The sequence below is a fragment of the Escherichia sp. WS33 genome (assembly GCF_046486385.1).
Taxonomy (GTDB): domain Bacteria; phylum Pseudomonadota; class Gammaproteobacteria; order Enterobacterales; family Enterobacteriaceae; genus ECMA0423.
This window is the reverse complement of the sequence record NZ_JBJQLJ010000005.1, coordinates 126,796-153,196: the sequence shown is the minus strand read 5'-3', so window position 1 is coordinate 153,196 and position 26,401 is coordinate 126,796. Positions and strand designations below refer to the sequence as shown.

Sequence of the window (26,401 nt, the reverse complement as noted above, 5' to 3'; positions counted from 1 at the left end):
GTTTCTTACAACACATCATTCCCTTTTCATTTAATAAAGCGGCATGATACAAAGTGAACATGATTTCGATTTACATTGCCACCATACCGCTTCAGACAACCGGTACATTACTTTGTTATAAGACGTGATATATAATTCAAAACAACGTGGTTTTGATTATTCGTATCTCATAATAAAAGTCGCGTCAGCATTTGCTTGCCCTGCTGATGCACTTGTACCGGTGCCTTTATAACGTGCAGAAAAATGAAGAACGTTGGTCCCGGGGATCAAGTTCTGGTTGGTTGAGAAGCTATTCCCATCAGGTTTGAGAATTGCGGATGTATTATCAAGTATTTCAATACCGACACCCGTTGCTGTTGTTGTATTGGTACTGGATGCAATGGCCAATAAATTATCATTGATTGCATCAGCCTGACCAGAAAATGCAACGGCAGCATTAGCGGCAACAACAGGATCGCAGTCGTTCAACTGAATGGTGAATGGAATTAATGCAGAGGTATTACCAACAGCATTGAAAATATCGATACGATATTGACCGAGTGTGACAACCTGGTCTGCCGAGTCAGTATTCACTGAACAGGCAGCATTCACCAGTTCGCCTTCAAAGTGAATTGTACCGCCATCTACAACGGCAGCATAACTACCCGTAGCGGCGAATAGTGCGGCAGCCAGCGCAGACGAAATAAATCTTAATTTCATATATATTCCTTCAATCTCATTTATCGACTCCACATCCGTATATAACCGATTACTTTATTTAAGACACTGATAGTAGTAAAATTCCTTTTTATCCTCTAAGAATGTCTTAATTGAAAATATGCACTCTATTCTAAAAAATAGAGAGCCCCGTTAGATGAATACTTCCGCGCAAAATATATTCAACACAAATATAGACCTGAAGCGGTAAATTACCAGGCTGAAAATTCTTTTTATATTGTCAGGTATTTCTTAAATTATCTTAATCCTTAAACAAGGAAATAAATCAGTTCCAGATTTACAACGCCATCATGGACGAAAAATGAAGCTTTCAATCTCAGCGACCTCAGCGACGGTGCGCCTAACCTTCGCAAGAGGTCGCTTCACGCGATAAATCTGAAACGAAACCTGACAGCGCGCCCCGCTTCTGACAAAATAGGCGCATCCCCTTCGACCTACGTAACAGATGGAATCCTCTCTCTGATGGCAGCAAAGATTATTGACGGTAAAACGATTGCGCAGCAGGTGCGCTCTGAAGTTGCTCAAAAAGTTCAGGCGCGTATTGCAGCCGGACTGCGGGCACCAGGACTGGCCGTTGTGCTGGTGGGTAGTAACCCTGCATCGCAAATTTATGTCGCAAGCAAACGCAAGGCTTGTGAAGAAGTCGGGTTCGTCTCCCGCTCTTATGACCTCCCGGAAACCACCAGCGAAGCGGAGCTGTTGGAGCTTATCGATGCGCTGAATGCCGACAACACCATCGATGGCATTCTGGTTCAACTGCCGTTACCGGCGGGTATTGATAACGTCAAAGTGCTGGAACGTATTCATCCGGACAAAGACGTGGACGGTTTCCATCCTTATAACGTCGGTCGTCTGTGCCAGCGCGCGCCGCGTCTGCGTCCCTGCACCCCGCGCGGTATCGTCACGCTGCTTGAGCGTTACAACATTGATACCTTCGGCCTCAACGCCGTGGTGATTGGCGCATCGAATATCGTCGGTCGTCCAATGAGCATGGAACTGTTGCTCGCAGGTTGCACCACTACCGTGACTCACCGTTTCACTAAAAATCTGCGTCACCACGTAGAAAATGCCGATCTGTTGATCGTTGCCGTCGGCAAGCCGGGCTTTATTCCTGGTGACTGGATCAAAGAAGGCGCAATTGTGATTGATGTCGGCATCAACCGTCTGGAAAATGGCAAAGTTGTGGGCGACGTCGTGTTTGAAGACGCGGCTAAACGCGCCTCATACATTACGCCTGTTCCCGGCGGCGTTGGCCCGATGACGGTTGCCACGCTGATTGAAAACACGCTACAGGCGTGCGTTGAATATCATGATCCACAGGATGAGTAACATGGCGACATTTTCTTTAGGTAAACATCCGCACGTTGAGCTGTGCGACTTGCTGAAACTGGAAGGCTGGAGCGAAAGCGGCGCGCAGGCGAAAATCGCGATTGCCGAAGGCCAGGTGAAAGTCGACGGTGCGGTTGAAACGCGCAAACGCTGCAAAATCGTCGCCGGTCAGACAGTGAGTTTTGCAGGTCACAGCGTACAGGTTGTTGCCTGATCCCTTTCCCGGCCTGTATCAACAGGCCGGTTCTCTTTTCAGACTTTTGCCCTCTACGCCCCGTTCATCCATGCTGATAGCATCGACATTTTGCCGAAGCGACCATCATGCCAACCGTTATTACGCACGCCGCTGTTCCCCTATGCATTGGTTTAGGGTTGGGTTCGAAAGTCATCCCTCCGCGTCTGTTATTTGCCGGAATCATCCTGGCGATGCTGCCCGACGCCGACGTATTGTCGTTTAAATTTGGCGTTGCTTACGGCAATGTTTTTGGTCATCGCGGGTTTACCCATTCGCTGGTGTTTGCGTTTGTTGTCCCGCTGTTATGTGTGCTGATTGGACGCCGATGGTTCAGGGCTGGGCTGATTCGCTGCTGGCTGTTTTTAACCGTCTCGTTGCTATCGCACAGCTTGCTGGATTCGGTAACCACTGGCGGTAAGGGCGTTGGCTGGCTGTGGCCGTGGTCAGATGAACGCTTTTTCGCTCCCTGGCAGGTGATTAAAGTCGCGCCGTTTGCATTGTCTCGTTACACCACGCCGTACGGGCATCAGGTGATAATTTCTGAATTGATGTGGGTGTGGTTGCCGGGGATGGTGCTTATGGGAATGTTGTGGTGGCGCAGGCGATAACCGGATGCGAAAACTCGCATCCGGCAACAGCGCAATTACTTACGACGCCAGGTGGTCCCTTGCGGGCCATCTTCCAGCACGATCCCCATCTCGTTAAGACGGTCACGCGCCGCATCTGCCGCCGCCCAGTCTTTCGCTTTACGGGCATCCAGACGCTGTTGAATTAACGCTTCAATCTCAGCCACTTCGCTGTCGTCTGCCTGCGCGCCGCTTTGCAGGAACGCTTCCGGTTCTTGCTCCAGCAGGCCCAATACAGCGGAAAGTTTACGCAGGTGAGATGCCATTGCATTCGCCGCTGCCATATCTTCTGCTTTCAGACGGTTTACTTCACGCGCCATATCAAACAGTACGGAATAGGCTTCCGGGGTGTTGAAATCGTCGTCCATCGCTTCAATAAAGCGCGCTTCAAACGCTTCGCCACCGGCAGGCGCAACGGTTTTATCTGTGCCGCGCAGCGCAGTGTAGAGACGCTCCAGCGCCGCACGCGCCTGCTTCAGGTTCTCTTCGCTGTAGTTCAACTGGCTGCGATAGTGGCCCGACATCAGGAAGTAACGCACGGTTTCCGCGTCGTAGTATTTCAGCACATCGCGCACGGTAAAGAAGTTACCCAGCGATTTGGACATCTTCTCGCGGTCAACCATCACCATCCCCGAGTGCATCCAGTAGTTCACATACTGGCCATCATGGGCACAGGTGGACTGCGCGATTTCGTTCTCGTGGTGCGGGAACATCAGGTCTGAACCGCCGCCGTGGATATCAAAGTGGTTACCCAGCTGCTTGCAGTTCATTGCCGAACATTCAATGTGCCAGCCTGGACGGCCCGCGCCCCACGGAGACGGCCAGCTCGGTTCGCCCTCTTTCGACATCTTCCACAGAACGAAGTCCATCGGGTTGCGTTTGTCGTCGACCACGTCAACGCGCGCACCTGCCTGCAGCTGGTCGAGATCCTGACGCGACAGCACGCCATATGTCGGATCGGTCGGGACGTCGAACATCACGTCGCCGTTGTCCGCCACATAAGCGTGACCTTTGGCGATCAGTTGTTCAGTGAGTTCAATAATTTCTGCGATATGGTGCGTCGCGCGCGGCTCCATATCCGGGCGCAGAATGTTCAAAGCATCAAAATCTTTGTGCATTTCGGCGATCATGCGATCCACCAGCGCCACAAAGCTTTCGCCATTTTCATTGGCGCGTTTGATGATTTTGTCGTCGATATCGGTAATGTTGCGCACATACTTCAGTTTATAGCCGAGGAAACGCAGATAGCGCGCAACCACGTCAAAAGCAACAAAGGTACGCCCGTGACCGATATGACAGAGATCGTAAACGGTGATTCCACACACATACATGCCGACTTCCCCGGCGTGAATAGGCTTAAATTCCTCTTTTTGGCGTGTCAGAGTATTGAAGATTTTTAGCATCGAAGATTCCGTTTAGACATGTGTGGGTAATTGAGTTGCGTATAATACCCATATTTCCCGCGCGAATCAGCATACATTGCGTGATGATCCGATCGTGCGGTTATGCTATAACACCACCCTATATATGACCCGAACTGGGTTGAAGCACCAATCAAACGGAACAGGATGCAAAAATGGTTACTTTCCACACCAATCACGGCGATATTGTCATCAAAACTTTTGACGATAAAGCACCTGAAACAGTTAAAAACTTCCTGGACTACTGCCGCGAAGGTTTTTACAACAACACCATTTTCCACCGTGTTATCAACGGCTTTATGATTCAGGGCGGCGGTTTTGAACCGGGCATGAAACAAAAAGCCACCAAAGAACCGATCAAAAACGAAGCCAACAACGGTCTGAAAAATACCCGTGGTACGCTGGCAATGGCCCGTACTCAGGCTCCGCACTCTGCAACTGCACAGTTCTTCATCAACGTGGTTGATAACGACTTCCTGAACTTCTCTGGCGAAAGCCTGCAAGGTTGGGGCTACTGCGTGTTTGCTGAAGTGGTTGAAGGCATGGACGTGGTAGACAAAATCAAAGGTGTTGCAACCGGTCGTAGCGGTATGCACCAGGACGTGCCAAAAGAAGACGTTATCATTGAAAGCGTGACCGTTAGCGAGTAATCGTGGCGACACTCTTTATTGCAGATCTTCATCTCTGCGTGGAAGAACCGGCGATCACCGCCGGTTTTCTGCGTTTTTTAGCGGGGGAAGCCCGCAAGGCCGACGCGCTGTATATTCTTGGCGATCTGTTTGAAGCATGGATTGGCGACGACGATCCCAACCCACTCCATCGCCAGATGGCGGCAGCGATCAAAGCGGTGTCCGATTCCGGCGTTCCCTGTTATTTCATTCATGGCAACCGTGATTTTCTGCTCGGCAAACGCTTTGCCCGTGAAAGCGGCATGACATTATTGCCGGAAGAAAAGGTGCTCGAACTTTATGGTCGCCGGGTGTTGATTATGCATGGCGACACGCTGTGCACCGATGACGCGGGTTATCAGGCTTTTCGCGCCAAAGTCCACAAACCCTGGCTGCAAATGCTATTCCTCGCCCTGCCGTTGTTTGTGCGCAAACGCATTGCCGCGCGAATGCGAGCGAACAGTAAAGAAGCCAACAGCAGTAAATCGCTGGCGATCATGGACGTTAACCAAAACGCGGTAGTCAGTGCGATGGAAAAACATCAGGTGCAATGGCTGATCCACGGACATACCCATCGCCCGGCGGTACATGAACTTATCGCCAACCAGCAACCTGCTTTTCGCGTGGTACTCGGTGCCTGGCATACGGAAGGTTCGATGGTGAAAGTCACGGCGGATGACGTTGAGCTGATTCATTTTCCGTTTTAAAAAACCCGCAACTTTGCTGATTTCACAGCCACGCAACCGTTTTCCTTGCTCTCTTTCCGTGCTATTCTCTGTGCCCTCTAAAGCCGAGAGTTGTGCACCACAGGAGTTTTAAGACGCATGTCTTCCCGCAATAATCCGGCGCGTGTCGCCATCGTGATGGGGTCCAAAAGCGACTGGGCTACCATGCAGTTCGCCGCCGAAATCTTCGAAATCCTGAATGTCCCGCACCACGTTGAAGTGGTTTCTGCTCACCGCACCCCCGATAAACTGTTCAGCTTCGCCGAAAGCGCCGAAGAGAACGGTTATCAGGTGATTATTGCGGGCGCAGGTGGCGCAGCGCACCTGCCAGGCATGATTGCCGCCAAAACGCTGGTGCCGGTGCTGGGCGTGCCAGTACAGAGCGCCGCACTGAGCGGTGTCGATAGCCTCTACTCCATCGTACAAATGCCGCGCGGCATTCCGGTGGGTACGCTGGCGATTGGTAAAGCTGGCGCGGCAAACGCGGCATTACTGGCAGCACAAATTCTCGCGACTCACGATAAAGAGCTACACCAGCGTCTAAATGACTGGCGCAAAGCCCAGACCGACGAAGTGCTGGAAAACCCGGACCCGCGAGGTGCGGCATGAAACAGGTTTGCGTCCTCGGTAACGGGCAGTTAGGCCGTATGCTGCGTCAGGCAGGCGAACCGTTAGGCATTGCTGTCTGGCCGGTCGGGCTGGACGCTGAACCGGCGGCGGTGCCTTTTCAACAAAGCGTGATTACCGCTGAGATCGAACGCTGGCCGGAAACCGCATTAACCCGCGAGCTGGCGCGTCATCCGGCCTTTGTGAACCGCGATGTGTTCCCGATTATTGCTGACCGTCTGACTCAGAAGCAGCTTTTCGATAAGCTCCACCTGCCGACCGCGCCGTGGCAGTTACTTGCCGATCGCAGCGAGTGGCCTGCGGTGTTTGATCGTTTAGGTGAACTGGCGATTGTTAAGCGTCGCACTGGTGGCTATGACGGTCGCGGTCAATGGCGTTTACGCGCCAATGAAACCGAACAGTTACCGGCAGAGTGTTACGGCGAATGTATTGTCGAGCAGGGCATTAACTTCTCTGGTGAAGTGTCGCTGGTTGGCGCGCGCGGCTTTGATGGCAGCACCGTGTTTTATCCGCTGACGCATAACCTGCATCAGGACGGTATTTTGCGCACCAGCGTCGCTTTTCCGCAGGCCAACGCACAGCAGCAGGCGCAAGCCGAAGAGATGCTGTCGGCGATTATGCAGGAGCTGGGCTATGTGGGCGTGATGGCGATGGAGTGTTTTGTCACCCCGCAAGGTCTGTTGATCAACGAACTGGCACCGCGTGTGCATAACAGCGGTCACTGGACACAAAACGGTGCCAGCATCAGCCAGTTTGAGCTGCATCTGCGGGCGATTACCGATCTGCCGTTACCGCAACCAGTAGTGAATAATCCGTCGGTGATGATCAATCTGATTGGTAGCGATGTGAATTATGACTGGCTGAAATTGCCGCTGGTGCATCTGCACTGGTACGACAAAGAAGTCCGTCCGGGGCGTAAAGTGGGGCATCTGAATTTGACCGACAGCGACACATCGCGTCTGACTGCGACGCTGGAAGCCTTAATCCCGCTGCTGCCGCCAGAGTATGCCAGCGGCGTGATTTGGGCGCAGAGTAAGTTCAGTTAAGCAGGTGCTCATTTGATTGCCGGATGCGGCGTAAACGCCTTATCCGGCTTACCGCTCCGGTACCCATTGTAGGCCTGATAAGACGCGTCAAGCGTCGCATCAGGCATGGTGCACCGATTGCCGGATGCTCTCATCACTACAGCGAAATACAGGTCCCTGCTTCGCCCGCCAGCGTATCTTCAATCCGCGATAACGCCCCAATCCACGCGGGTTTACCACGGCTTCTGACATAACCACTCACCGCCGTTACCTTCGGCCCCATCGAACCATCGGCTTTGGCAAATGGCGCTAACTCATCCGGTGTGGCATGGCGAATGGCGCGTTGCTGCGGCGTTCCCCAGTTTTCATATACCGCATCAGCATCGGTGAGGATCACCAGCCCATCGGCGTTAATCTGCTCGGCAAGCAAGGCAGCGGCGAGATCTTTATCAATCACCGCTTCACTCCCTGCCCCGTCTTCCGTCACAGGCACACCGCCGCCGCCACTGCAAATCACCACATGCCCCTCTTTGAGCAACAACTCGATGGCTTCGCTGTCGAGAATTTTACGCGGTTGCGGAGACGCCACCACCCGGCGCAAATATTTACCATCACGTTTCATCTGCCAGCCGTAAGCCGCTTCCAGTGCCTCTTGTTCTTCTGGCTGATAAACCGGACCAATAAATTTCTCTGGCTGCAAAAACGCCGGATCATCAGGCGAAACCTCAATGCGCGTCAGCACCGTCGTAACAGGCGGCATCTGCGGCTGTGCGCTCAAGCTCTGCGCCAGCATATAGCCAATCATCCCCTGGCTTTCCGCCACCAGCACATCCAGCGGATACGGTTCTACCTTTTTCCACGCCAGATTCTGTAACGCCAGCAGCCCCACCTGCGGCCCGTTGCCGTGAACAATCGCCAGCCGATAAGAACGGGCCAGGCGTGCCAGCGCGGGTACAGCACTGGCGATATTGCGATATTGATTTTCCGCCGTCAGCGCCTCACCGCGCTGGAGTAAGGCGTTGCCCCCAAGAGCTACAACCAGTGTTTTCATGGTTTTCCTTGTAATAATTGTTGGCCAAGCCAGAACCCCAGCAGCGTATCTGCCCCTGACGTATGCCCCAGCGCCAGCAGCGAATCAATCGCAACAGCGGTACGTTTCGGGCAACTCAGAGCATGGACAAAGTGCAGGAGTGGCGAGGCGAAATATCCTTGCGCGGCATAACGTAAATAACTGACGCTCACCGCTGTGGTAACGAGTTGAAGATTGTCGGAACAGGCAAAAAACGGGCGACCGGCGCGCGCATCTAAAGCGCCATAATACCAGGCCGCCAGCAGCATTCCGCTCAACGTGTCATCATGACTTGGCGTTAATCCGGGGCCTTTACCCAGCCAGTGCCGCCAGTCGGTCTTAACGCCATTGAGCGCGGCCTGAAAACAGTGACGAAACTGGCGTAATTCAGCGGGCAGCGGATCGCTTGCCGCCATCGCCAGTGGTCCGAAAAGTCCGGTTTCCTCCGCGCGTTGCATCCATGCAGCTGCAAGCGGTTGAGGATGCGAAGGCGGCGTAATACGCAGCAAACAATAACGCTGTGGCTGTTTAACCGTGAAACGCCCGAGGCGAATCCCTTGAGCCACAACCTGTGGTCGTTCATTGCCGCATAATCCACCGCATAACGCATCGAATTGCGCGCGGCGAAGCACCCATCCTCCGGGGCCGAAACCACTACCCTGACGATGCAGCGTTAACAGTTCGCCGCTTTCCGTCATCAGGTTAATCGCCCGTCGCCACACTCCCGCTAACCGCCAGGACTGGCGATAATTCGGTGCACTACGGCTGGCAAGCAGAGGATGGATGATCGTCATTGCGCGTTCCTCAACCAATCCCCATGCTTTCAGCCAGTGCTTCCAGCGCCTGTTCAAAACACGCCAGCGGTGCTCGCACAGTGCCTGCGCCAATCTGCCCGATCCCCGCCTCTTTATGGGCGATACCGGTATTGATGAGTGGCGTAATGCCGGTTTCTACCACGCGACGAATGTCCAGTCCCAGGCACGCGCCCTGAAAATCCCAGCCTGGGATCTGCAACTGCATATTGCGCTCAAGGTAAATTTCCGCCATCTCTTCAGATACCGCTCTGGCCGCTTCCATGCCACCCGCACCGACAAAGCGCGTTACGCCAGGCGCTGCGATCATTGCCGCACCTCCGATACCAAAGGTTTCGGTAATCGCGCTATCGCCCATATCCGGGTTCGCCTGCTCCTGCGAGAAGCCGGTGAAAAACAGACCTTGCGGAGTGTTTACAGGCGCAGTAAACCAGCGTTCGCCCAGCCCGCTTACCCGAATCCCGAACATATTGCCGTTGCGGGTCATTGCCGTGACGATGCTGCCTGCGCGGATCATCGCGCCAGCATCCATCGCCGCCTTGCAGTAAGCCATCGCGAGGTTGAGGAAGAACTGATCGGTCACGCTGAGGAAATCCATCACTTCGGCGATGTGCTGTTTATCATGATCGAGGCGAGCAATTTGTGGGGCCAGCGCACGCATTAACAGTGCAGAGGAAGCAATATTGCGTTGATGGAACTCATCGCCCATCGTAATGCCCTGCGCCATCATCGCCGTGAGATCGATACCGCGCTCCATGCGCCCCAGCGCCGCGCTTAATACTGGCATTAACACATCGCGCATCCAGCGATGGCGAGTCAGGACATCTTCGCCGTAAGCGCCAAAACGCATCACTTTGCCGATACCTTCGTTGAGGTTGCAGTACGCCCGGTTGCCGTCGGTCACGTTCTCGACCACCAGCATCGGCATACTGGCAGAAGTAATGCCGCCCATTGGCCCGACGGCATTCACATGGTGACAAGGAATGAAGTTCACTTCCCCCTGCTCCAGTATTGCCAGCGCCTGCGCTTCATCTTTCGCCCAGCCTTCGAACAGACATGCGCCCACGCACGCCCCTTTCATGGGTCCGGTCATCTCCTGCCAGCGCATTGGCGGCCCGGCGTGAAGCAGTGTTTTGCCCTCGTTTAGTTCGCTGATAAGTGAAGAAGCCGGTTGCACATCCAGCCAGTGTGGACGAGCGCGACGAATTTGTTCGATAACCGCAGCATTGGCTTGCGCCACTGATGTAAACATGGGAACCCCTTATTGCAAACGTTCTAATAAACGAGCCAGTTTTTTATTGCCGCCGGCGACTGGCGACCATTGGTAATGCACAACCGGTTTGCTGGCGCTTTGTAGCTCCAGCGCAAAGCTGCGTAATCCGATGTTAATCACGGCGACGTTTTCCAGTAATGACGGTGTGTGTTGCTGAGTGGCAGGCGAAAGCGGACGAATCAGTGCCGCCGCCAGCAAGGTGGCTTCCGGCAGCGAACTCACTACCGCGATCCCTGCATCTTCCAGCGTGGCGATTTGCTGCGAGCGGCATTGCGGGTCACGTTCAGTGCCTGTCACCGTGGCAATGGCATACAGTGGTTGATTGTCTGAACGCGCGGCACATGCTTTTTGCCAGGCGCTTACCAGCGAGGCGGCTGGATCGGCGGTCGCACCGAAGCCAATCACGACATCAAGCAGCAATACGCGCACTTGCGGTTTAGCGCCGAGATCGGCAATTAACTGATTGCGTAAGGCTGGGTCGATCATCGGATGGGGACGCCCGACGGTGTAGAAATCATCGCCGAGGTCAATAATCTGGTGACCATCGGCGTCGAGCATCATGCCGTGATGATGGGTATCGTCGGCTTCCACGCCAAGGTGTCCAGCAAGTAATCCCGCCGCTTCGGCAGCCAGCGTACCGCCGGTATACAAACCGCAAATAAATCCGCTGCTGGCAGGCGTTATCGCGTTACGTCGCGCCGTAACGCGTGAAAGCAGGCAAGCCAGGCGTGCGGCCTCATCCAGCGAGGAGGCAAACCAGACATTCTCGTCGCGTGCCACCGCCGGGGTATAACCTAAAAACAGCGCCACCGTCGGTTTGCCGGTTGCTTTCATGGCATTAACAATTTTCAGACGCACAGCTTCGGCAGGTGGTTTTGAAACAAATGCCAGCACTTCGCTTTTCTCGTCTGCACTGAGCATTTCCAGCGCTGTTAGCGCACTGATGCCGCCCACTTCACGGCTGAGGTCGCGCCCGCCAAGGCCAATCGCGTGAGTAATTCCCTCCCCTGCCAGCGCAATCTGCGAACACAGCTCCTGAATCCCGGTACCGGAAGCGCCAATGACGCCAATATTGCCTTCTGGCATCACGTTAGCAAAAGCCAGCGGTGTGCCGGCAATCATCGACGTACCGCAGTCCGGCCCCATCACCAGCAAGCCTTTTTCCCGCGCGCGGGTTTTAAGTTGGATTTCATCTTCCAGCGTGACGTTATCGGAGAACATCATCACGTTGAGGTTGCGATCCAGCGCCTGGTTTGTCAGCTCCGCCGCATACTCGCCAGCCACTGAAATCAGCGCCAGATTGGCATCGGATAATTTCTGACAGGCACTGTCCCAGCGACGCACCTGCGTCAAGGACTGGCTGCTGCCTGACCCCTGCGCCAGTTGTTTTAGCGCCTCTTCAAGCTGCTGCATAATCGCCTGCGCGATCCCCGCATCCGCCGCTTCGCTACGTATTGCCACGCAAATATCGTTCGGCGTGGCGTTATTAAAATCGTCATGCCAGAAACCTGTGGTATCTAATAACGCTTTATTGGCGGGCGTACCCATCATTACGGAAACATCATCAACATTTTCTGATTCGCTGAGTTTTCGTGAAATAATCATTAAACTGACCGAATCCTGAAAACACCCTTTTTTAATAAAGGCGTGGATCATAACAACTCCTTAAAAATTGCACCCATGGCAATTGCACGAGCAGTGTTAATGTGGCGATTACGGTATCGATGACAACGGATAAATAAGGTGATGAATATCACACAGGGATTATTAACAAAAGAATTCAAATAACCGCCATGCTATTACGTGTTATTTTTTAATAAGCGTGGTTGTTTTAAAAACCAGGTTAAAAGCGAGCGGATTATCAAATAAATTCTAACTATATTTTTTTGCCTGTCTGGATCACATAATCCAGATATTTTCCCTGTATGTTAATTGCAGTCATGCTTCACACCGTCGTTAAAAAGGAAGACAGATGAAAATCAGTCGGGAAACACTCCACCAGCTAATTGAGAATAAACTCTGCCAGGCTGGGTTAAAACGTGAGCACGCTGCAACCGTGGCTGAAGTATTGGTTTACGCCGATGCCAGAGGGATCCACTCTCATGGCGCGGTGCGCGTGGAATACTACGCGGAACGCATTTCAAAAGGCGGCACCAACCGCGAACCGGAGTTTCGTCTTGAGGAAACCGGGCCGTGCTCGGCAATTTTACATGCCGACAATGCCGCCGGACAGGTCGCGGCGAAAATGGGTATGGAACATGCCATCAAAACCGCCCAGCAAAATGGCGTTGCGGTGGTCGGTATCAGCCGGATGGGTCACAGCGGCGCAATCTCTTATTTTGTGCAGCAGGCAGCCCGCGCCGGATTAATTGGTATTTCGATGTGCCAGTCCGATCCAATGGTGGTGCCGTTTGGCGGCGCGGAAATTTACTACGGTACTAACCCACTGGCCTTTGCCGCGCCGGGAGAAGGCGACGAGATCCTTACCTTTGATATGGCGACTACCGTACAGGCATGGGGAAAAGTGCTCGACGCCCGCTCGCGTAATATGTCTATCCCGGATACCTGGGCGGTCGATAAAAACGGTGCACCAACAACCGATCCGTTCGCGGTACATGCTCTGCTCCCCGCCGCCGGGCCAAAAGGGTATGGCCTGATGATGATGATTGACGTCCTCTCAGGCGTCTTACTCGGCTTACCGTTCGGGCGACAGGTTAGTTCGATGTATGACGATTTACACGCCGGGCGTAATTTGGGGCAATTACATATCGTTATTAACCCGAACTTTTTCTTCTCCAGCAAATTATTTCGTCAACATCTTAGCCAGACCATGCGCGAATTAAATGCCATTACCCCCGCGCCCGGTTTTAATCAGGTTTATTATCCCGGACAGGATCAGGATATTAAACAACGCAAAGCCGCCGTCGAAGGCATCGAAATTGTTGATGATATTTACCAGTATTTAATTTCCGACGCGCTTTATAACACGTCATACGAAACGAAAAATCCCTTTGCGCAATAATTATTGAGACAGGACTTTCTTATGATTACACATTTTCGTCAAGCCATAGAAGAAACGCTGCCCTGGCTTTCCTCTTTTGGCGCTGACCCAACGGGTGGTATGACCCGTTTACTTTATTCGCCGGAATGGCTGGAAACTCAGCAGCAATTTAAAAAAAGAATGGCAGCAAGCGGGCTGGAAACACGTTTCGATGAAGTGGGGAATTTATATGGTCGCCTGAGTGGCACCGAATATCCACAAGAAGTGGTTCTGAGCGGTTCGCATATCGATACCGTGGTTAACGGCGGTAACCTCGACGGGCAATTCGGCGCGCTGGCGGCGTGGCTGGCAATTGACTGGCTGAAAACGCAATACGGCGCGCCGCTACGTACGGTCGAAGTGGTGGCGATGGCAGAAGAAGAAGGCAGCCGCTTCCCGTATGTCTTCTGGGGCAGTAAAAATATCTTTGGGCTGGCGAATCCTGACGACGTGCGGAATATCTGTGATGCCAAAGGAAATAGTTTTGTCGATGCGATGAAGGCTTGCGGATTTACTCTTCCGAACGCCCCACTAACTCCGCGTCAGGATATTAAAGCCTTTGTTGAACTGCATATTGAACAGGGCTGTGTGCTGGAAAGTAATGGGCAATCAATTGGCGTGGTGAATGCAATTGTCGGGCAGCGTCGTTATACGGTAACGCTGAACGGCGAATCAAACCATGCAGGCACCACGCCGATGGGTTATCGTCGTGATACAGTTTACGCTTTCAGTCGCATTTGCCATCAGTCGGTCGAAAAAGCGAAAAGGATGGGCGATCCGCTGGTTCTGACCTTTGGCAAAGTAGAGCCGCGCCCGAATACGGTAAATGTGGTGCCGGGTAAAACCACGTTCACCATTGATTGTCGTCATACCGACGCTGCCGTGCTGCGCGATTTCACCCAACAGTTAGAAAACGACATGCGGGCGATTTGCGATGAAATGGACATTGGTATTGATATCGATTTATGGATGGACGAAGAACCCGTGCCGATGAATAAGGAGCTGGTCGCCACCCTGACAGAATTGTGTGAAAGAGAAAAACTGAATTACCGGGTGATGCACAGTGGTGCCGGGCACGACGCGCAAATTTTCGCGCCTCGCGTACCAACCTGCATGATTTTCATTCCCAGCATCAACGGGATCAGCCATAACCCGGCGGAACGCACCAATATTACCGACCTTGCCGAAGGGGTCAAAACGTTGGCACTCATGCTTTATCAACTTGCCTGGCAGAAATAAGGAGTCATAAATGGGATATTTAAATAACGTCACCGGTTACCGCGATGATTTACTGGCTAACCGTGCGATTGTTAAACACGGTAATTTCGCACTGTTAACCCCGGATGGTCTGGTAAAAAATATTATTCCGGGCTTTGAAAATTGTGACGCGACAATCCTCTCCACGCCAAAGCTGGGTGCCTCTTTTGTTGATTATCTGGTCACACTGCATCAAAACGGTGGCAACCAACAGGGCTTCGGTGGCGAAGGCATTGAAACGTTCCTGTATGTGATCTCTGGAAATATCACTGCCAAAGCCGAAGGCAAAACATTTGCCTTAAGCGAAGGTGGCTATCTTTATTGCCCACCAGGCTCCTTAATGACGTTTGTTAACGCCCAGGCCGAAGACAGCCAAATCTTTTTATATAAGCGTCGCTATGTTCCGGTAGAAGGCCATGCACCGTGGCTGGTTTCTGGCAATGCCAGCGAACTGGAACGCATTCACTATGAAGGTATGGATGATGTGATCCTGCTGGATTTTCTGCCCAAAGAGTTAGGTTTTGATATGAACATGCATATCCTCTCTTTTGCACCAGGTGCCAGCCACGGTTATATCGAAACACATGTTCAGGAACACGGTGCCTATATTCTTTCCGGTCAGGGGGTTTATAACCTCGACAATAACTGGATCCCGGTGAAAAAAGGCGATTACATCTTTATGGGCGCTTATTCTTTACAGGCTGGTTATGGCGTAGGGCGTGGTGAAGCGTTCAGCTATATTTACTCGAAAGATTGCAACCGCGACGTAGAGATTTAAGTCATACCACTCGCCTGATTATTTTTAGCTATGTTGGATTTTGCCACGGTTTATACCGTGGCTTTTTTTGTAGTAAATTCAGGTAAAAAAAGATGCGAAATAAATCGCATCCGCTTTAAAGGTAAGGGTCAGTTTTTAATTCCCTGACCTATTTTAATGGCGCAGGCAATATTTCGCGCGCTGTTGAAGAGATTGGTTTCACCGCTGGCGAGCACTTCGGCTAAAGGTGCCAGACGAGGCAAAATGCTGAATACCGCGTCAATGCCGTACTGGTGCACCACTTCCACGCCATCACCCAATACGCCAGCAATCCCAATCACCGGGACATTAAACTGCTTCGCCACCGACGCAACGCCCAGCGGCGCTTTACCGCCTGCCGTTTGCGAGTCAATGCGCCCTTCCCCGGTGATCACCAGTGCTGCGCCCTGCACCGCCTGCTCCAGGTTGACCGCCCGCAGTACAATCTCAATACCCGGTTTAATATCCGCATTGAGGAATACCGCCGCCGCAATACCCATACCGCCCGCAGCGCCGCCGCCCGCCATCTGGCAGACATTAATTTCAGTTTGCTGTTGTAAAACACGGGCGTAATTTTGCAGCCCCTGTTCAAGTTCTTCGACCATCTCCGGCGTTGCCCCTTTTTGCGGGCCAAACACCGCCGCCGCGCCGCGTGCCCCTACCAGCGGGTTATCAACGTCACATGCTACTTCAATATGGCAATTCGCCAGACGCGGATCGCATTCATCCATCTCAATGCTTGCCACGCGCGCTAAATTACCGCCGTTAGCCGCCAGCACCTGGCCGTCGGCATCAAGGAAACGCACACCAAGCGCCTGAGCCATGCCCATACCGCCGTCGACCGTCGCACTGCCGCCAATGCCGAGAATAATATGGCGAATGCCGTTATCCAGCGCATGACGAATTAACTCCCCCGTACCAAAACTGGAGGCCAGCAACGGATTACGCTTTTCAGGCGCGACCAGCATCAGGCCACTTGCTGCCGCCATCTCAATCACCGCCGTTTTCCCGTCGCCGGTAAGGCCATAAAAAGCATTCACTGTTTCGCCCATCGGCCCGCAGACTTCAAGCGTCACGATGTTGCCGCCCGTCGCGGCGACCATCGCATCCACCGTCCCTTCGCCGCCATCCGCTATCGGCAAACAGATATAGTTCGCATCGGGAAAGAGGGTCGAAAACCCGGCTTTAATTGCCTGACAACATTTTTCTGCACTTAAGCTCTCTTTAAAAGAGTCTGGCGCAATGACAATCTTCATTATCAATCCTTTTTCAACAAATTATTCGATGCGTTCCCACGGAATAAGATTATCCATAAGAACAGCCAGTAAAATTCCGACCAGTAAGCCGTTACTGAGCAGAGGACGCAGCGTTAATGGAAGGTCTTGCAGATACACAGGCGGTAATGCCATTAAAAATATGCCGACAAATAACGGCAATGCGAGTCGATAAATATTGCGAGCGGTAAAGGTTATTTGCTGGCTAAACACCAGCGCGGAAAAGAGTAAAGGCAGATAAGAAACCAGCATGACCGCGCTACTCACGGGTAAAGGGATACTGCAAAACAGTCGTGTGAGTGCCGGAACCAGCGCCACCAGCAGGCAAATAACGCTGCCATAAATAAACGAACGCCGCGTGTAATCGCCTGTCTGGGTTAATAAACCAATGGATGAAACAAACGGTGAAAATGGAATTACCGCCAGCGGTACGGTTATCAGCGTCATAAATCCGGTCGCCACAAAGCTGCGACGATAACGCGTATTCCCCGCGCCCTGCTGCGGATAAAAAACATCCGTGCCCCGAATCGCACCGTAGGTATTGCTGATATTCACCAGACCTGTAATCACCGCCGTCAGAATAATTCCCGGAGACAAAGCACCTCCACTGCCGAGCGGGAACCACTGCCAGTGCAACTCACCGGAGAGCGAGTGCGAAGAAGGAAAGCAAAAGTACCACAACAACCAGCCGGTTATGGTGCCGACCAGCAGGCCATAACGGGCAAAACGTTGCGGCAGGAAGATAATCATCCCCAGTACCAGGCACATCACCGCCACCGAGAGCGCGAACGGCGGTAACTGAATTTTAAAATTTGGGTCGGCTATGCCAAACGGCAGCCCGAGCATACCTTTGAAAAAGATAGTGGTCAGCTGCGCGCCCAGCATCAACATAAACAAGACCATCACCGACGGCGTAAATAACCGTGCCAGGCGATGGCCTAATCCGCTAAAACCAATCAACATCGTCAGCACGCCGGAGAGCGCAATCCCCACCGCCAGGCTGGTAGCGATATCGTTGATCGGTGTCCCGCGCGATGCTTCGCCAAGGGTGATAGTAAGGATGGTTCCCCACCACAGGCCACCCGGCCCTTCCATAATAGCGCGACGATGACCGCAGAACGCCTGAGCGAAGCAGGCCAGTGCGGTAGCAAGAAAAGCATATTGCGTGAGCGTAAGCAGGCTACTTTGCGGCAACTGAAAAGCAGAAAGTAGCGTAGGAGGAACCACAACCGTGTTGCAAAAAATAAAGAAAAACCACTGAAATCCTGATAACAGGCTTTCGCGGCTCACTGCAAAATTGAACATAAACACACCTTAACCGGAGAATGCCCGCCGCAAGGACGGGCATTGCAGGGGCCAGATTACTGCTGATGTTTAAGGATAAATTGACCTTTCGGCGCAACAGGGAAGCCCTGTTCAATGTCGTAAATCACATCACCACGTAAGATGGTTTTCGTGATACGCGCGCCAATGGTACGGCCAACATACGGGCTGACTTTGTGGCGATATTCCAGATCGTCATTGGTAAGAACATAGCTGCTATTCGGCTGAATGAAGACGAAGTCGGCATCTTTTCCTGGGGCGATACGGCCTTTTTGCTGCAGACCGAAAATATCTGCTGCGTTAGTCGCCATTAATTTGCCGAACATTGGCAGAGACATTCCGCGTTTCTGTACCGCTTCATCGAACATCACGTCCATACAGTTTTGCAGACCGGCAATACCGCCCCATGCTTCCATGATGTTGCCGGCTTTCATTTCCGGAGGGCATGGTGAGTGGTCGGAAACCAGGCAGTCGATTTCACCGTTAAACAGTTTTTCCCACATGCCTTTCTGGTTTTCCAGATCGCGGATCGGCGGTGAACACTTCGCCAGAGTGCCGATTTCTTCGAACTGATCGGTATCCAGTACAAAGTAATGCGGGCAGGATTCACAAGTAACGTCCTGACCTTCCTGACGTGCACGAGTCACTTCTTCAACGCCTTCCGGGCTGCTGATATGGCAAACGTGCAGACGGCAACCGGCAACTTTCGCCAGATACAGCACGCGGCGAATCGCTTCCACTTCGGTAAATACCGGACGCGAAGCCACATAGTCATGGGCAGTTACGCGACCTTCACGTTTCGCTTCTTCGCCCAGTGCGTCACAGATCAGCGCGTTTTCGCAGTGCACCAGCACCGGCTGCCCCAGTTCGCCCAGCTTCTGCGCACCTTTGAAGAACTGCCAGTCGTTTACATCACGGAAGTCGTTGTCGATACCGCGATCGCCACAGGTCGCAACGAAGCATTTGAAGCCGACAACGCCCACTTCATCCAGCTCATGCAGACGGTCGATGTTGTAAGACACTAGGCCACCGAGTTGTGCCGCATCGATAGTCAGCTTGCCTTTAGCGGCATCGAACTTCAGTTCAATTGAAGCGCGGTCAACCGTTGCAGGCAGCTGGTTGAGCGGCATTTCGATCATGGTGGTGATACCACCTTTTGCCGCTGCGCGAGTACCGGTTTCATAACCTTCCCAGTGGCTACGACCCGGTTCAGAAATATGGGTGTGCGCATCAACCATGCCCGGCGAAACCACCAGACCAGACGCATCCATAACTTCTTTTGCATCGCCCAGATCCTGACCGATAGCAGCAATTTTCCCGCCTTTAACGGCGATATCTACAACGCGAGCTTCGTTTTCTAAAATAACGGTGCCGTTTTTAATGATTAAATCAAAAGACATAACAAACTCCTTGTAAAATACAGATTGGTTTTTAACTCAATGTTCAATATCGGGATTAATTAACCTATGGTTTTTTGCTCTCCTGTTTTTTCTGCTGTTGTACGTTTCTTTAATAAGGCGTAGGCCGCAAAGGCGACGATGACGCCGACAAACCATGAAACACGCGATAACGGTTCCATAAAGGGAATAAACTTACCGCCAAGAGATAAAATAACGGCCACCAGAGTTACTGAAAACGCGGTGAGGTTAAAACCGTTATCGTAATATTTATAATCGCCAGGTGCGGTGTACAGTTCATCAAGATTAATTTGCCCACGCATCACCACAAAATAATGTGCCATCATGACACCAATTACCGGACCCAGCATTCCGCCGATGATATCGAGGAACAGATAAATACTGTCCTGATTTTCCATTAATTTCCACGGGCAGATCAGCAGGCTGATAATACTGGCAATCAGTACGCCGTTTTTATAGGTCAGTTTTGTCGGTGCAATGGCAGCAATCTGATAACCGGCCGGAATAATATTACCGGTGGCGTTAGTGGAAATAGTCGTCATCAGAATAACCAGTACCGCAAAGAACGAGGCAAACAGGCTGTCCCAACGCTGAACAATATCCAGCACGTTCCAGGTGTCAGCGCCGTAGTGAATACTGGCTCCGGCAATAATACATACCCCAGCGACCGCAAAAAGAATATAGGCCACAACTAAACCCAGCGTTTGCCCCAGCGCTTGCTCACGAAACGAGTGGGCGTTTTGCGTAAAGTCGGATGCGCTCACCGCCGGTGCCGCCCAGACCGCAACTACCGCGTTAATCACCACCAGGAACAAGAATCCACTGTTTTCTGCTTTCTGAATACCGCTCGGAATGTAGTCAAAGATTGGACCGAGCCCGACCAGCGAAATCGCCCAAATCGCCATACCGCCGAAAACGATATAGATGCACGGGTTAAGAATGGCAGTGAATTTATTTAAAACTTTGCCACCGCCAAAACCTATACCAACGTTGACCAGCCAGAAGAGTAAGAAAGTAATTAAGCCCGGTAGAGAAAGCCCTAACAGCGTGAAATCACCACCGAGAGTTAAAAATCCCGGCCAGATTTTGCCAATCAGAATCAAGCAGGCCAGTGACCCCGCGTAACATTGCAGGCCAAACCACATAATGGCAGCAATACCGCCTCTTAATAATCCGGGAAACAGTGCGCCACGTACGCCGTAAGAAGCACGCAGGATCATGGCAAACGGTACGCCGTATTTACTGCCCGCAGCGCCGTTTAATACCATTACCGCGGCAATGAAAAAGGCGCTGAGGATAATTGCCAGCATAATACTAAAGGTAGACAAGCCGAGAATAAAAAAGCCGCCGACCATCACATAATTGGGAACGTTATGAACCGAACCCATCCATAAGGTAAAATAGTTAAATGTTTTCCAGGTCCGCTGGCTTTGCGTTTTCGGCAATAGATCTTCGCTATAGCCGCGTTGCTGGAATAGTTTTCTCTGATGTTCCATAAATCCCTCTTAATTTCACGTATCGAATAACGTTGTTTTAATCTAGCTATGAGGAACAAATAAAATAAAAATATTATTTTTAATACTGAAGCAACATCTTTGGCTGCTTTCTTTTTTAATATTGCTGGCCGATTCATTTTCTGATATCGGCCATTTTTATTGCGGGTATCAGGCCAGTTTATGGTTAGCCATTAATTCCAGCGCCTGCACTAACGCAGAGTGATCCAACTGGCTGCCACCGTTTGCCGCACAGGTATTAAATAACTCCTGGCAGGTCGCAGTGTTTGGCAGGTTCAGCGCAAGTGCTTTCGCACTTTGCAGTGCCAGGTTGAGATCTTTCTGGTGCAGAGCGATTTTGAAGCCCGGATTAAAGGTGCGTTTAATCATACGCTCGCCATGAACTTCCAGAATACGTGAGGAAGCAAAGCCGCCCATCAGCGCCTGGCGCACACGTACCGGGTCCGCACCGGCTTTTGAAGCAAATAGCAGGGCTTCAGAAACCGCTTCAATATTGAGCGCCACAATAATCTGATTTGCCACTTTGCAGGTTTGGCCGTCGCCGTTACCGCCCACGAGGGTGATATTTTTACCGAGCAGTTCAAACAGCGGTTTAACACGTTCAAATACCGCTTCATCACCGCCAACCATAATCGACAACGTCCCTTCACGCGCACCGATTTCACCGCCGGAGACTGGCGCATCGAGATAATCGCCGCCCAGTTCATTCACCTGACGAGCGAAACGCTTAGTTTCAATCGGGGAAATGGAGCTCATATCAACAATGGTTTTGCCCTTCAGCGAGGCTTTGGTACAACCATTTTCACCGAACAGAACTTCTTCAACCTGTGGTGTATCTGGCACCATAATAAAAATGATGTCCGATGCTTCCGTTACCTGGCGCGCAGTTTCAACACTGACGGCACCCAGTGACAGTAATTCATCAGCAACCGGTCCAATGGTTGTGACATGCAGTTGATGACCGGCACGCGCCAGATTAATGGCCATCGGTGTACCCATAATGCCTAAGCCAATAAATCCCAGTTTCATAATTAACCTCTTTTAAATTTCGCTTTTCCTGAATTCAGACAACACGATCCCCTGCCAACTTAGCGGCCTAAAAAAGCATTGCCTGAACAGCGTTACGTTTTAACGGTACGGATCCATCCAGCGTAAACCGGCTTCCGTGGTGGTTTGGGGTTTATATTCACACCCAACCCAACCGTTGTAGTCAGAATTTTCGATTACCTTAAAGAGATAATCATAATTAATTTCTCCGGTCCCCGGTTCGCCGCGATGCGGATTATCAGCAATTTGCAGGTGGCCAATTTTATCGGCCCACTGAGTCATGGTGTTGGTTAATTCACCTTCCATCCGCTGCATGTGATAAATGTCATACTGAATTTTCAAATTGCAGCAACCAACATCATCAATCAATTTCAGCGCCTGCCGAGTTCCGGTGAGATGGAAACCAGGAATATCAAAATGGTTAATAGGTTCAATCAGTAATAAAATATCTTCTTTCATCAGCATATTCGCGGCATAACGCAGGTTTTCTACAAGCGTTGCGTGAATCTGTTCACTGCTGAAACCAGCCGGCGTTTTACCGACCAGACAGTTAATTTTTTTATTACCCAGCGCACGGGCATAACGAATCGCTGCTGCTACGCCATCCCGAAACTCTTCTTCACGGCCAGGAATACAGGCAATACCGCGCTCCCCCGCCGCCCAGTCACCCGCCGGTAAATTGTGCAGCGTATGTTCGAGTTTATTACTCGCCAGCACCTGTTTTAATTCTTCAATGTCGTAGTCATAAGGAAACATAAATTCAACGCCGCGAAAACCACACTGCGCAGCTTTCTCAAAACGGGCGAGAAAATCATATTCTCCAAATAACATCGATAAATTAGCAGAGAAACGTAACATTATTTATCTCCCTTATTCATAGTGCATGAAGCAGGTTTCAGTCGGTGCGTCCGCTGCGTTATCGGCGATATCTTCAAATTCCATGACGTTATCCAGTTCGCTGCCCATCGAAATATTGGTCACACGCTCGAGAATAACTTCCACGACTACCGGTACCCGATATTGCGCCATTAAGGCTTTCGCCTGTTCAAAGGCTGGCGCAATATCTTCCGGTTTGAAGACGCGAATCGCTTTACAACCTAAACCTTCCGCTACTTTTACGTGGTCAACACCGTAGCCATTCACTTCACTGGAGTTGATATTCTCGAAAGCGAGTTGCACGCAGTAGTCCATATCAAACGCGCGCTGCGACTGGCGAATCAGCCCCAGATAAGCGTTATTGACCAGTACATGGATGTACGGAATGTTGAACTGTGCGCCAACAGCTAACTCTTCAATCAGGAACTGGAAGTCAAAGTCGCCAGAAATCGCCACCACATTGCGTTTCGGATCAGCGGCACAAACCCCTAGCGCAGCCGGAATCGTCCAGCCTAACGGACCAGCCTGACCACAGTTGATCCAGTGGCGGTCTTTAAAGACATGCAGCATTTGTGCCGCAGCGATTTGTGACAGACCAATGGTGGTGACATAGCAAACATCGCGACCAAAGGCTTTGTTCATCTCTTCATACACGCGCTGCGGTTTCACCGGCACGTTGTCGAAATGGGTTTTGCGCAGCAAAGTGCGTTTGCGCTGCTGGCAGTCGGCGACCCATTCTTTACGACACGGCAGACGACCCGCTTTTTGCATCTCCTGCGCCACTTCAACCAGCAGTGTCAGCGCCGCTTTAGCATCAGAGACAATGCCGAGATCCGGACACAGCACGCGACCAATTTGCGTCGGCTCAATATCGATATGAACGATTTTGCGCCCTTCGGTGTATTTCTCTACCGAACCGGTATGACGGTTAGCAAAACGGTTACCGATACCAAACACCATGTCGGACGCCAGCAACGTTGCGTTACCGTAACGATGCGCGGTTTGCAGACCAACCATCCCGGCCATCAGTTCATGATCGTCCGGGATACAGCCCCAGCCCATCAGCGTTGGGATCACCGGAACGCTGGTCAGTTCAGCAAACTGTTGTAACAGTGCAGCTGCGTCAGCATTAATTACCCCGCCCCCGGCAACAATCACCGGACGTTCGGCCTGGATTAACATTTCTACAGCTTTTTCGATCTGCATACGGCTGGCAGCAGGTTTGTAGACCGGCAGCGGTTCGTACATGTCAGGATCAAACTCGATTTCCGCAACCTGAACGTCGAACGGTAAATCCACCAGTACCGGACCCGGACGACCAGAACGCATCAGGTGAAATGCCTGTTGCAGCACGCGAGGCACCAGCGCCGCTTCACGAACTGTAACCGCCATTTTGCTGACCGGTTTAGCAATTGCTTCAATATCTACGGCCTGAAAATCTTCTTTATGCAGACGGGCGCGCGGTGCCTGGCCGGTAATGCACAGAATAGGAATGGAATCAGCAGAAGCGGAATAGAGCGCGGTGATCATGTCCGTGCCCGCAGGACCGGAAGTCCCCAGACATACGCCGATATTTCCTGCCGTTGCGCGGGTATAACCTTCCGCCATGTGCGAAGCACCTTCCACATGACGCGCCAGAATGTGACGAATACCGCCGTGCTTACGCATCGCTGAGTAGAACGGATTGATTGCAGCTCCCGGAACACCGAAGGCGGTGGTGATACCTTCTTTCTCCAGCACATACATTGCCGCGTCAACGGCTCTCATTTTTGCCATTTTATTCCTACCTCTATTTATTGGAAAATTTTTCCAACTTTCAAATTTTGTCAAAAAAACCCGCTCCGCAGAGCGGGATGCGACAGACATTATGGATGTGCTTTCAGTCCCAACGCCGTGCTGATATCGCGGGCGGTGTCTCTGACCAGCTCACCCTGACTGACAAAACGATCTTCTGTCAGTCTTGATGAAGGCCCGGAGATGGAGATAGCGGCAACAACACTACCGACATCATCGTAAATTGCTGAAGCTATGCAATTCAGACCTACAACATGCTCTTCTTTATCTACGGTATAGCCCAGTTCACGCGCTTGTTCCAGGTCCTTCAGCAAGGTGGGCATATCCACAAGCGTAGTTGGCGTAAACTGCTGCAAACCGGTTTGCAGAATGATGCTCATCAACTCCTCTTCCGCCAGCGGATAAAGCAGCGCTTTGCCCGCACCGGAAGCATGCAGCGGCAGACGACTGCCCAGTGGCGCACACATCCTGACCATCGATTTACACTCTAACTGACCAATTAATACTGCTTCATTGCCGTTACGGATCGCGACATTGACCGTTTCGCCGGAAAGTAACATCAGGCGGCGCATAAACGGCCCGGCGACGGAGAGGACATCGCGGTTATGGATGTACGCTGCACCGACGTTAAAGACACCTAATCCTATATGCCACCAGCCTAATTGACTGTCCTGATAGACAAAATCCGCTGCTTGTAAAACCTTCAGCAAGCGAAAGGTCGTGGAGAGCGGCAAATCCAGATTGAGAGAAATATCGCTAACCGACGAACTTCCCCCACTTTTTTCCAGATATTGCAGAATCGCAATTCCCCGCTCTAACGCCTGTGCGCCCTTCTGTGCCACAGGCTCCGCCTGTCCTGGCCTGCCGCGCCGTCTAACTTCCGTCATACCTACGTTAACTCCGACCTACAAGTGAGCATAAACAATGAACAATTAGTTTATCTTATGCAAGTCGGTTGCAGGCGTCACGCAAAACAGAGTTCCTGTTCAGGAATACTTTCAACATCACAGTTGTCACTGCCGCCGCGATCGATGGTCAGAAAATCGGTGACGCGCTGCCAGGCGAAAAGTGGGTGATGCCAGACGTTACGATGGTAATTCACTCCCTGTTCGCCGTTGGTGATAAACGCCCGCAGCGTTGACAGGTCTGGTTTGTCGTCGCCTAACGCCACGACCACCACAAACACTTCACCTTTCATCGGGATAAAGGCCTGAGTGCCCAGCGGATGACGTTCGAGTTCGTGAATGGTCAGCGGCAGATTCGCCGGTTGCGCGCGGTTAATGCTGATAAGCGTACGGTCTTGCTCAAGAATCTCAACCAGCGCCAAATCGTGGTAACGCTCCACCAGGCCATTGTTAATATGGAAAAAATCCCGTTGCTGAGTTTCGATTACGTCGCCATAAGCACTAAAGGCTTCCTGACTTAACGGTAATACCTGAAGTTTCATCTTTTTGTCCTTGTAACATAATTCCGTTCAACCATCGCCGACCGGTCAGCTTGGTTTCAATAACAGGCAATCTAAAACCTTAAGAGAA

Annotated in this window: 25 protein-coding genes; 10 read left to right on the top strand and 15 right to left on the bottom strand. The window is 51.8% G+C overall.

Annotation, left to right across the window (positions count from 1 at the left end):
* Positions 1-156: 156 nt before the first annotated feature.
* Positions 157-699 (bottom strand): type 1 fimbrial major subunit FimA, encoded by a 543-nt coding sequence (fimA, locus tag ACJHXA_RS06380; RefSeq protein WP_001315309.1) that lies wholly within the window; start codon positions 697-699, stop codon positions 157-159.
* A gap of 480 nt (positions 700-1,179) precedes the next feature.
* Here fimA and folD point away from each other — a divergent pair, with 480 nt between their 5' ends.
* The 3 genes from folD (at position 1,180) to ACJHXA_RS06365 (ending at position 2,889) form a co-directional block, all read left to right on the top strand.
* A complete protein-coding gene (gene folD, locus ACJHXA_RS06375; RefSeq protein WP_000729154.1) occupies positions 1,180-2,046 on the top strand; it encodes a bifunctional methylenetetrahydrofolate dehydrogenase/methenyltetrahydrofolate cyclohydrolase FolD in 867 nt (288 codons plus the stop codon).
* Between the two features lies 1 nt (position 2,047).
* Positions 2,048-2,260: a ribosome-associated protein YbcJ gene (gene ybcJ, locus ACJHXA_RS06370; RefSeq protein ID WP_000190288.1), complete on the top strand. Its 213-nt coding sequence runs from the start codon at positions 2,048-2,050 to the stop codon at positions 2,258-2,260.
* A gap of 107 nt (positions 2,261-2,367) precedes the next feature.
* Entirely contained in the window at positions 2,368-2,889 is a 522-nt protein-coding gene (locus ACJHXA_RS06365) for a metal-dependent hydrolase (RefSeq protein ID WP_001143552.1), read from the top strand.
* 35 nt (positions 2,890-2,924) lie between these two features.
* Here ACJHXA_RS06365 and cysS read toward each other — a convergent pair whose 3' ends face one another.
* Complete coding sequence (gene cysS / locus ACJHXA_RS06360) at positions 2,925-4,310, bottom strand: cysteine--tRNA ligase (protein WP_000912345.1); 1,386 nt, start codon at positions 4,308-4,310, stop codon at positions 2,925-2,927.
* A 173-nt stretch (positions 4,311-4,483) separates the two neighbouring features.
* Here cysS and ppiB point away from each other — a divergent pair, with 173 nt between their 5' ends.
* The 4 genes from ppiB (at position 4,484) to purK (ending at position 7,394) form a co-directional block, all read left to right on the top strand.
* The gene (gene ppiB / locus ACJHXA_RS06355; protein WP_000256002.1) at positions 4,484-4,978 is read left to right on the top strand and encodes a peptidylprolyl isomerase B; all 495 of its coding nucleotides are present in this window, start codon (positions 4,484-4,486) and stop codon (positions 4,976-4,978) included.
* A 2-nt stretch (positions 4,979-4,980) separates the two neighbouring features.
* Complete coding sequence (gene lpxH / locus ACJHXA_RS06350) at positions 4,981-5,703, top strand: UDP-2,3-diacylglucosamine diphosphatase (RefSeq protein WP_000212252.1); 723 nt, start codon at positions 4,981-4,983, stop codon at positions 5,701-5,703.
* A 117-nt stretch (positions 5,704-5,820) separates the two neighbouring features.
* Positions 5,821-6,330 (top strand): 5-(carboxyamino)imidazole ribonucleotide mutase, encoded by a 510-nt coding sequence (gene purE, locus ACJHXA_RS06345; protein WP_001295318.1) that lies wholly within the window; start codon positions 5,821-5,823, stop codon positions 6,328-6,330.
* Positions 6,327-7,394: a 5-(carboxyamino)imidazole ribonucleotide synthase gene (purK, locus tag ACJHXA_RS06340; protein ID WP_000815539.1), complete on the top strand. Its 1,068-nt coding sequence runs from the start codon at positions 6,327-6,329 to the stop codon at positions 7,392-7,394. The genes purE and purK overlap by 4 nt, the downstream gene beginning before the upstream one ends.
* Positions 7,395-7,530: 136 nt before the next feature.
* On the opposite strand, the gene ACJHXA_RS06335 is transcribed toward purK, so the two are convergent.
* The 4 genes from ACJHXA_RS06335 to ACJHXA_RS06320 are packed head-to-tail and all read right to left on the bottom strand — an operon-like array spanning position 7,531 to position 12,183.
* Positions 7,531-8,424 carry a carbamate kinase gene (locus ACJHXA_RS06335; RefSeq protein WP_000855400.1) on the bottom strand — a complete coding sequence of 298 codons (894 nt, stop codon included), beginning with the start codon at positions 8,422-8,424 and terminating at the stop codon, positions 7,531-7,533.
* The gene (locus ACJHXA_RS06330; RefSeq protein ID WP_000152513.1) at positions 8,421-9,236 is read right to left on the bottom strand and encodes a DUF2877 domain-containing protein; all 816 of its coding nucleotides are present in this window, start codon (positions 9,234-9,236) and stop codon (positions 8,421-8,423) included. Before ACJHXA_RS06330 ends, ACJHXA_RS06335 begins: the two co-directional genes overlap by 4 nt.
* A gap of 10 nt (positions 9,237-9,246) precedes the next feature.
* Positions 9,247-10,506, bottom strand: a complete 1,260-nt coding sequence (locus ACJHXA_RS06325) for a DUF1116 domain-containing protein (RefSeq protein WP_000495365.1) — start codon at positions 10,504-10,506, stop codon at positions 9,247-9,249.
* A gap of 9 nt (positions 10,507-10,515) precedes the next feature.
* A complete protein-coding gene (locus ACJHXA_RS06320; protein ID WP_000580870.1) occupies positions 10,516-12,183 on the bottom strand; it encodes an acyl-CoA synthetase FdrA in 1,668 nt (555 codons plus the stop codon).
* 316 nt (positions 12,184-12,499) lie between these two features.
* Between ACJHXA_RS06320 and allD the strand changes: the two genes are divergently transcribed.
* From allD to allE, 3 genes are read left to right on the top strand one after another with little or no spacing between them, the layout of a single operon-like run.
* Positions 12,500-13,549, top strand: a complete 1,050-nt coding sequence (allD, locus tag ACJHXA_RS06315) for an ureidoglycolate dehydrogenase (protein WP_000703909.1) — start codon at positions 12,500-12,502, stop codon at positions 13,547-13,549.
* Between the two features lie 21 nt (positions 13,550-13,570).
* The gene (allC, locus tag ACJHXA_RS06310) at positions 13,571-14,806 is read left to right on the top strand and encodes an allantoate deiminase (RefSeq protein WP_001301144.1); all 1,236 of its coding nucleotides are present in this window, start codon (positions 13,571-13,573) and stop codon (positions 14,804-14,806) included.
* A gap of 10 nt (positions 14,807-14,816) precedes the next feature.
* Positions 14,817-15,602, top strand: coding sequence for a (S)-ureidoglycine aminohydrolase (gene allE / locus ACJHXA_RS06305; protein WP_000540946.1), 786 nt, complete (start codon positions 14,817-14,819; stop codon positions 15,600-15,602).
* Between the two features lie 128 nt (positions 15,603-15,730).
* Here allE and glxK read toward each other — a convergent pair whose 3' ends face one another.
* The 9 genes from glxK to allA all read right to left on the bottom strand — a co-directional run bounded on the left by glxK (position 15,731) and on the right by allA (position 26,313).
* Positions 15,731-16,876, bottom strand: a complete 1,146-nt coding sequence (gene glxK / locus ACJHXA_RS06300; protein ID WP_001315307.1) for a glycerate 3-kinase — start codon at positions 16,874-16,876, stop codon at positions 15,731-15,733.
* Between the two features lie 21 nt (positions 16,877-16,897).
* Positions 16,898-18,199, bottom strand: coding sequence for a uracil/xanthine transporter (locus ACJHXA_RS06295; RefSeq protein ID WP_001298987.1), 1,302 nt, complete (start codon positions 18,197-18,199; stop codon positions 16,898-16,900).
* Between the two features lie 56 nt (positions 18,200-18,255).
* Entirely contained in the window at positions 18,256-19,617 is a 1,362-nt protein-coding gene (gene allB, locus ACJHXA_RS06290) for an allantoinase AllB (RefSeq protein ID WP_000006887.1), read from the bottom strand.
* A 59-nt stretch (positions 19,618-19,676) separates the two neighbouring features.
* Positions 19,677-21,131 carry an allantoin transporter gene (locus ACJHXA_RS06285; RefSeq protein ID WP_000401139.1) on the bottom strand — a complete coding sequence of 485 codons (1,455 nt, stop codon included), beginning with the start codon at positions 21,129-21,131 and terminating at the stop codon, positions 19,677-19,679.
* A gap of 168 nt (positions 21,132-21,299) precedes the next feature.
* On the bottom strand, positions 21,300-22,178 hold the full coding sequence (glxR, locus tag ACJHXA_RS06280) for a 2-hydroxy-3-oxopropionate reductase (RefSeq protein ID WP_000765839.1): 879 nt from the start codon (positions 22,176-22,178) through the stop codon (positions 21,300-21,302).
* Between the two features lie 99 nt (positions 22,179-22,277).
* On the bottom strand, positions 22,278-23,054 hold the full coding sequence (hyi, locus tag ACJHXA_RS06275; RefSeq protein WP_000943556.1) for a hydroxypyruvate isomerase: 777 nt from the start codon (positions 23,052-23,054) through the stop codon (positions 22,278-22,280).
* A gap of 12 nt (positions 23,055-23,066) precedes the next feature.
* The gene (gene gcl, locus ACJHXA_RS06270; protein ID WP_001096881.1) at positions 23,067-24,848 is read right to left on the bottom strand and encodes a glyoxylate carboligase; all 1,782 of its coding nucleotides are present in this window, start codon (positions 24,846-24,848) and stop codon (positions 23,067-23,069) included.
* 89 nt (positions 24,849-24,937) lie between these two features.
* Entirely contained in the window at positions 24,938-25,753 is an 816-nt protein-coding gene (gene allR / locus ACJHXA_RS06265) for an HTH-type transcriptional repressor AllR (RefSeq protein ID WP_000141275.1), read from the bottom strand.
* Positions 25,754-25,830: 77 nt separating this feature from the next.
* Positions 25,831-26,313: an ureidoglycolate lyase gene (allA, locus tag ACJHXA_RS06260; RefSeq protein ID WP_000776388.1), complete on the bottom strand. Its 483-nt coding sequence runs from the start codon at positions 26,311-26,313 to the stop codon at positions 25,831-25,833.
* Between the last annotated feature and the right edge of the window lie 88 nt (positions 26,314-26,401).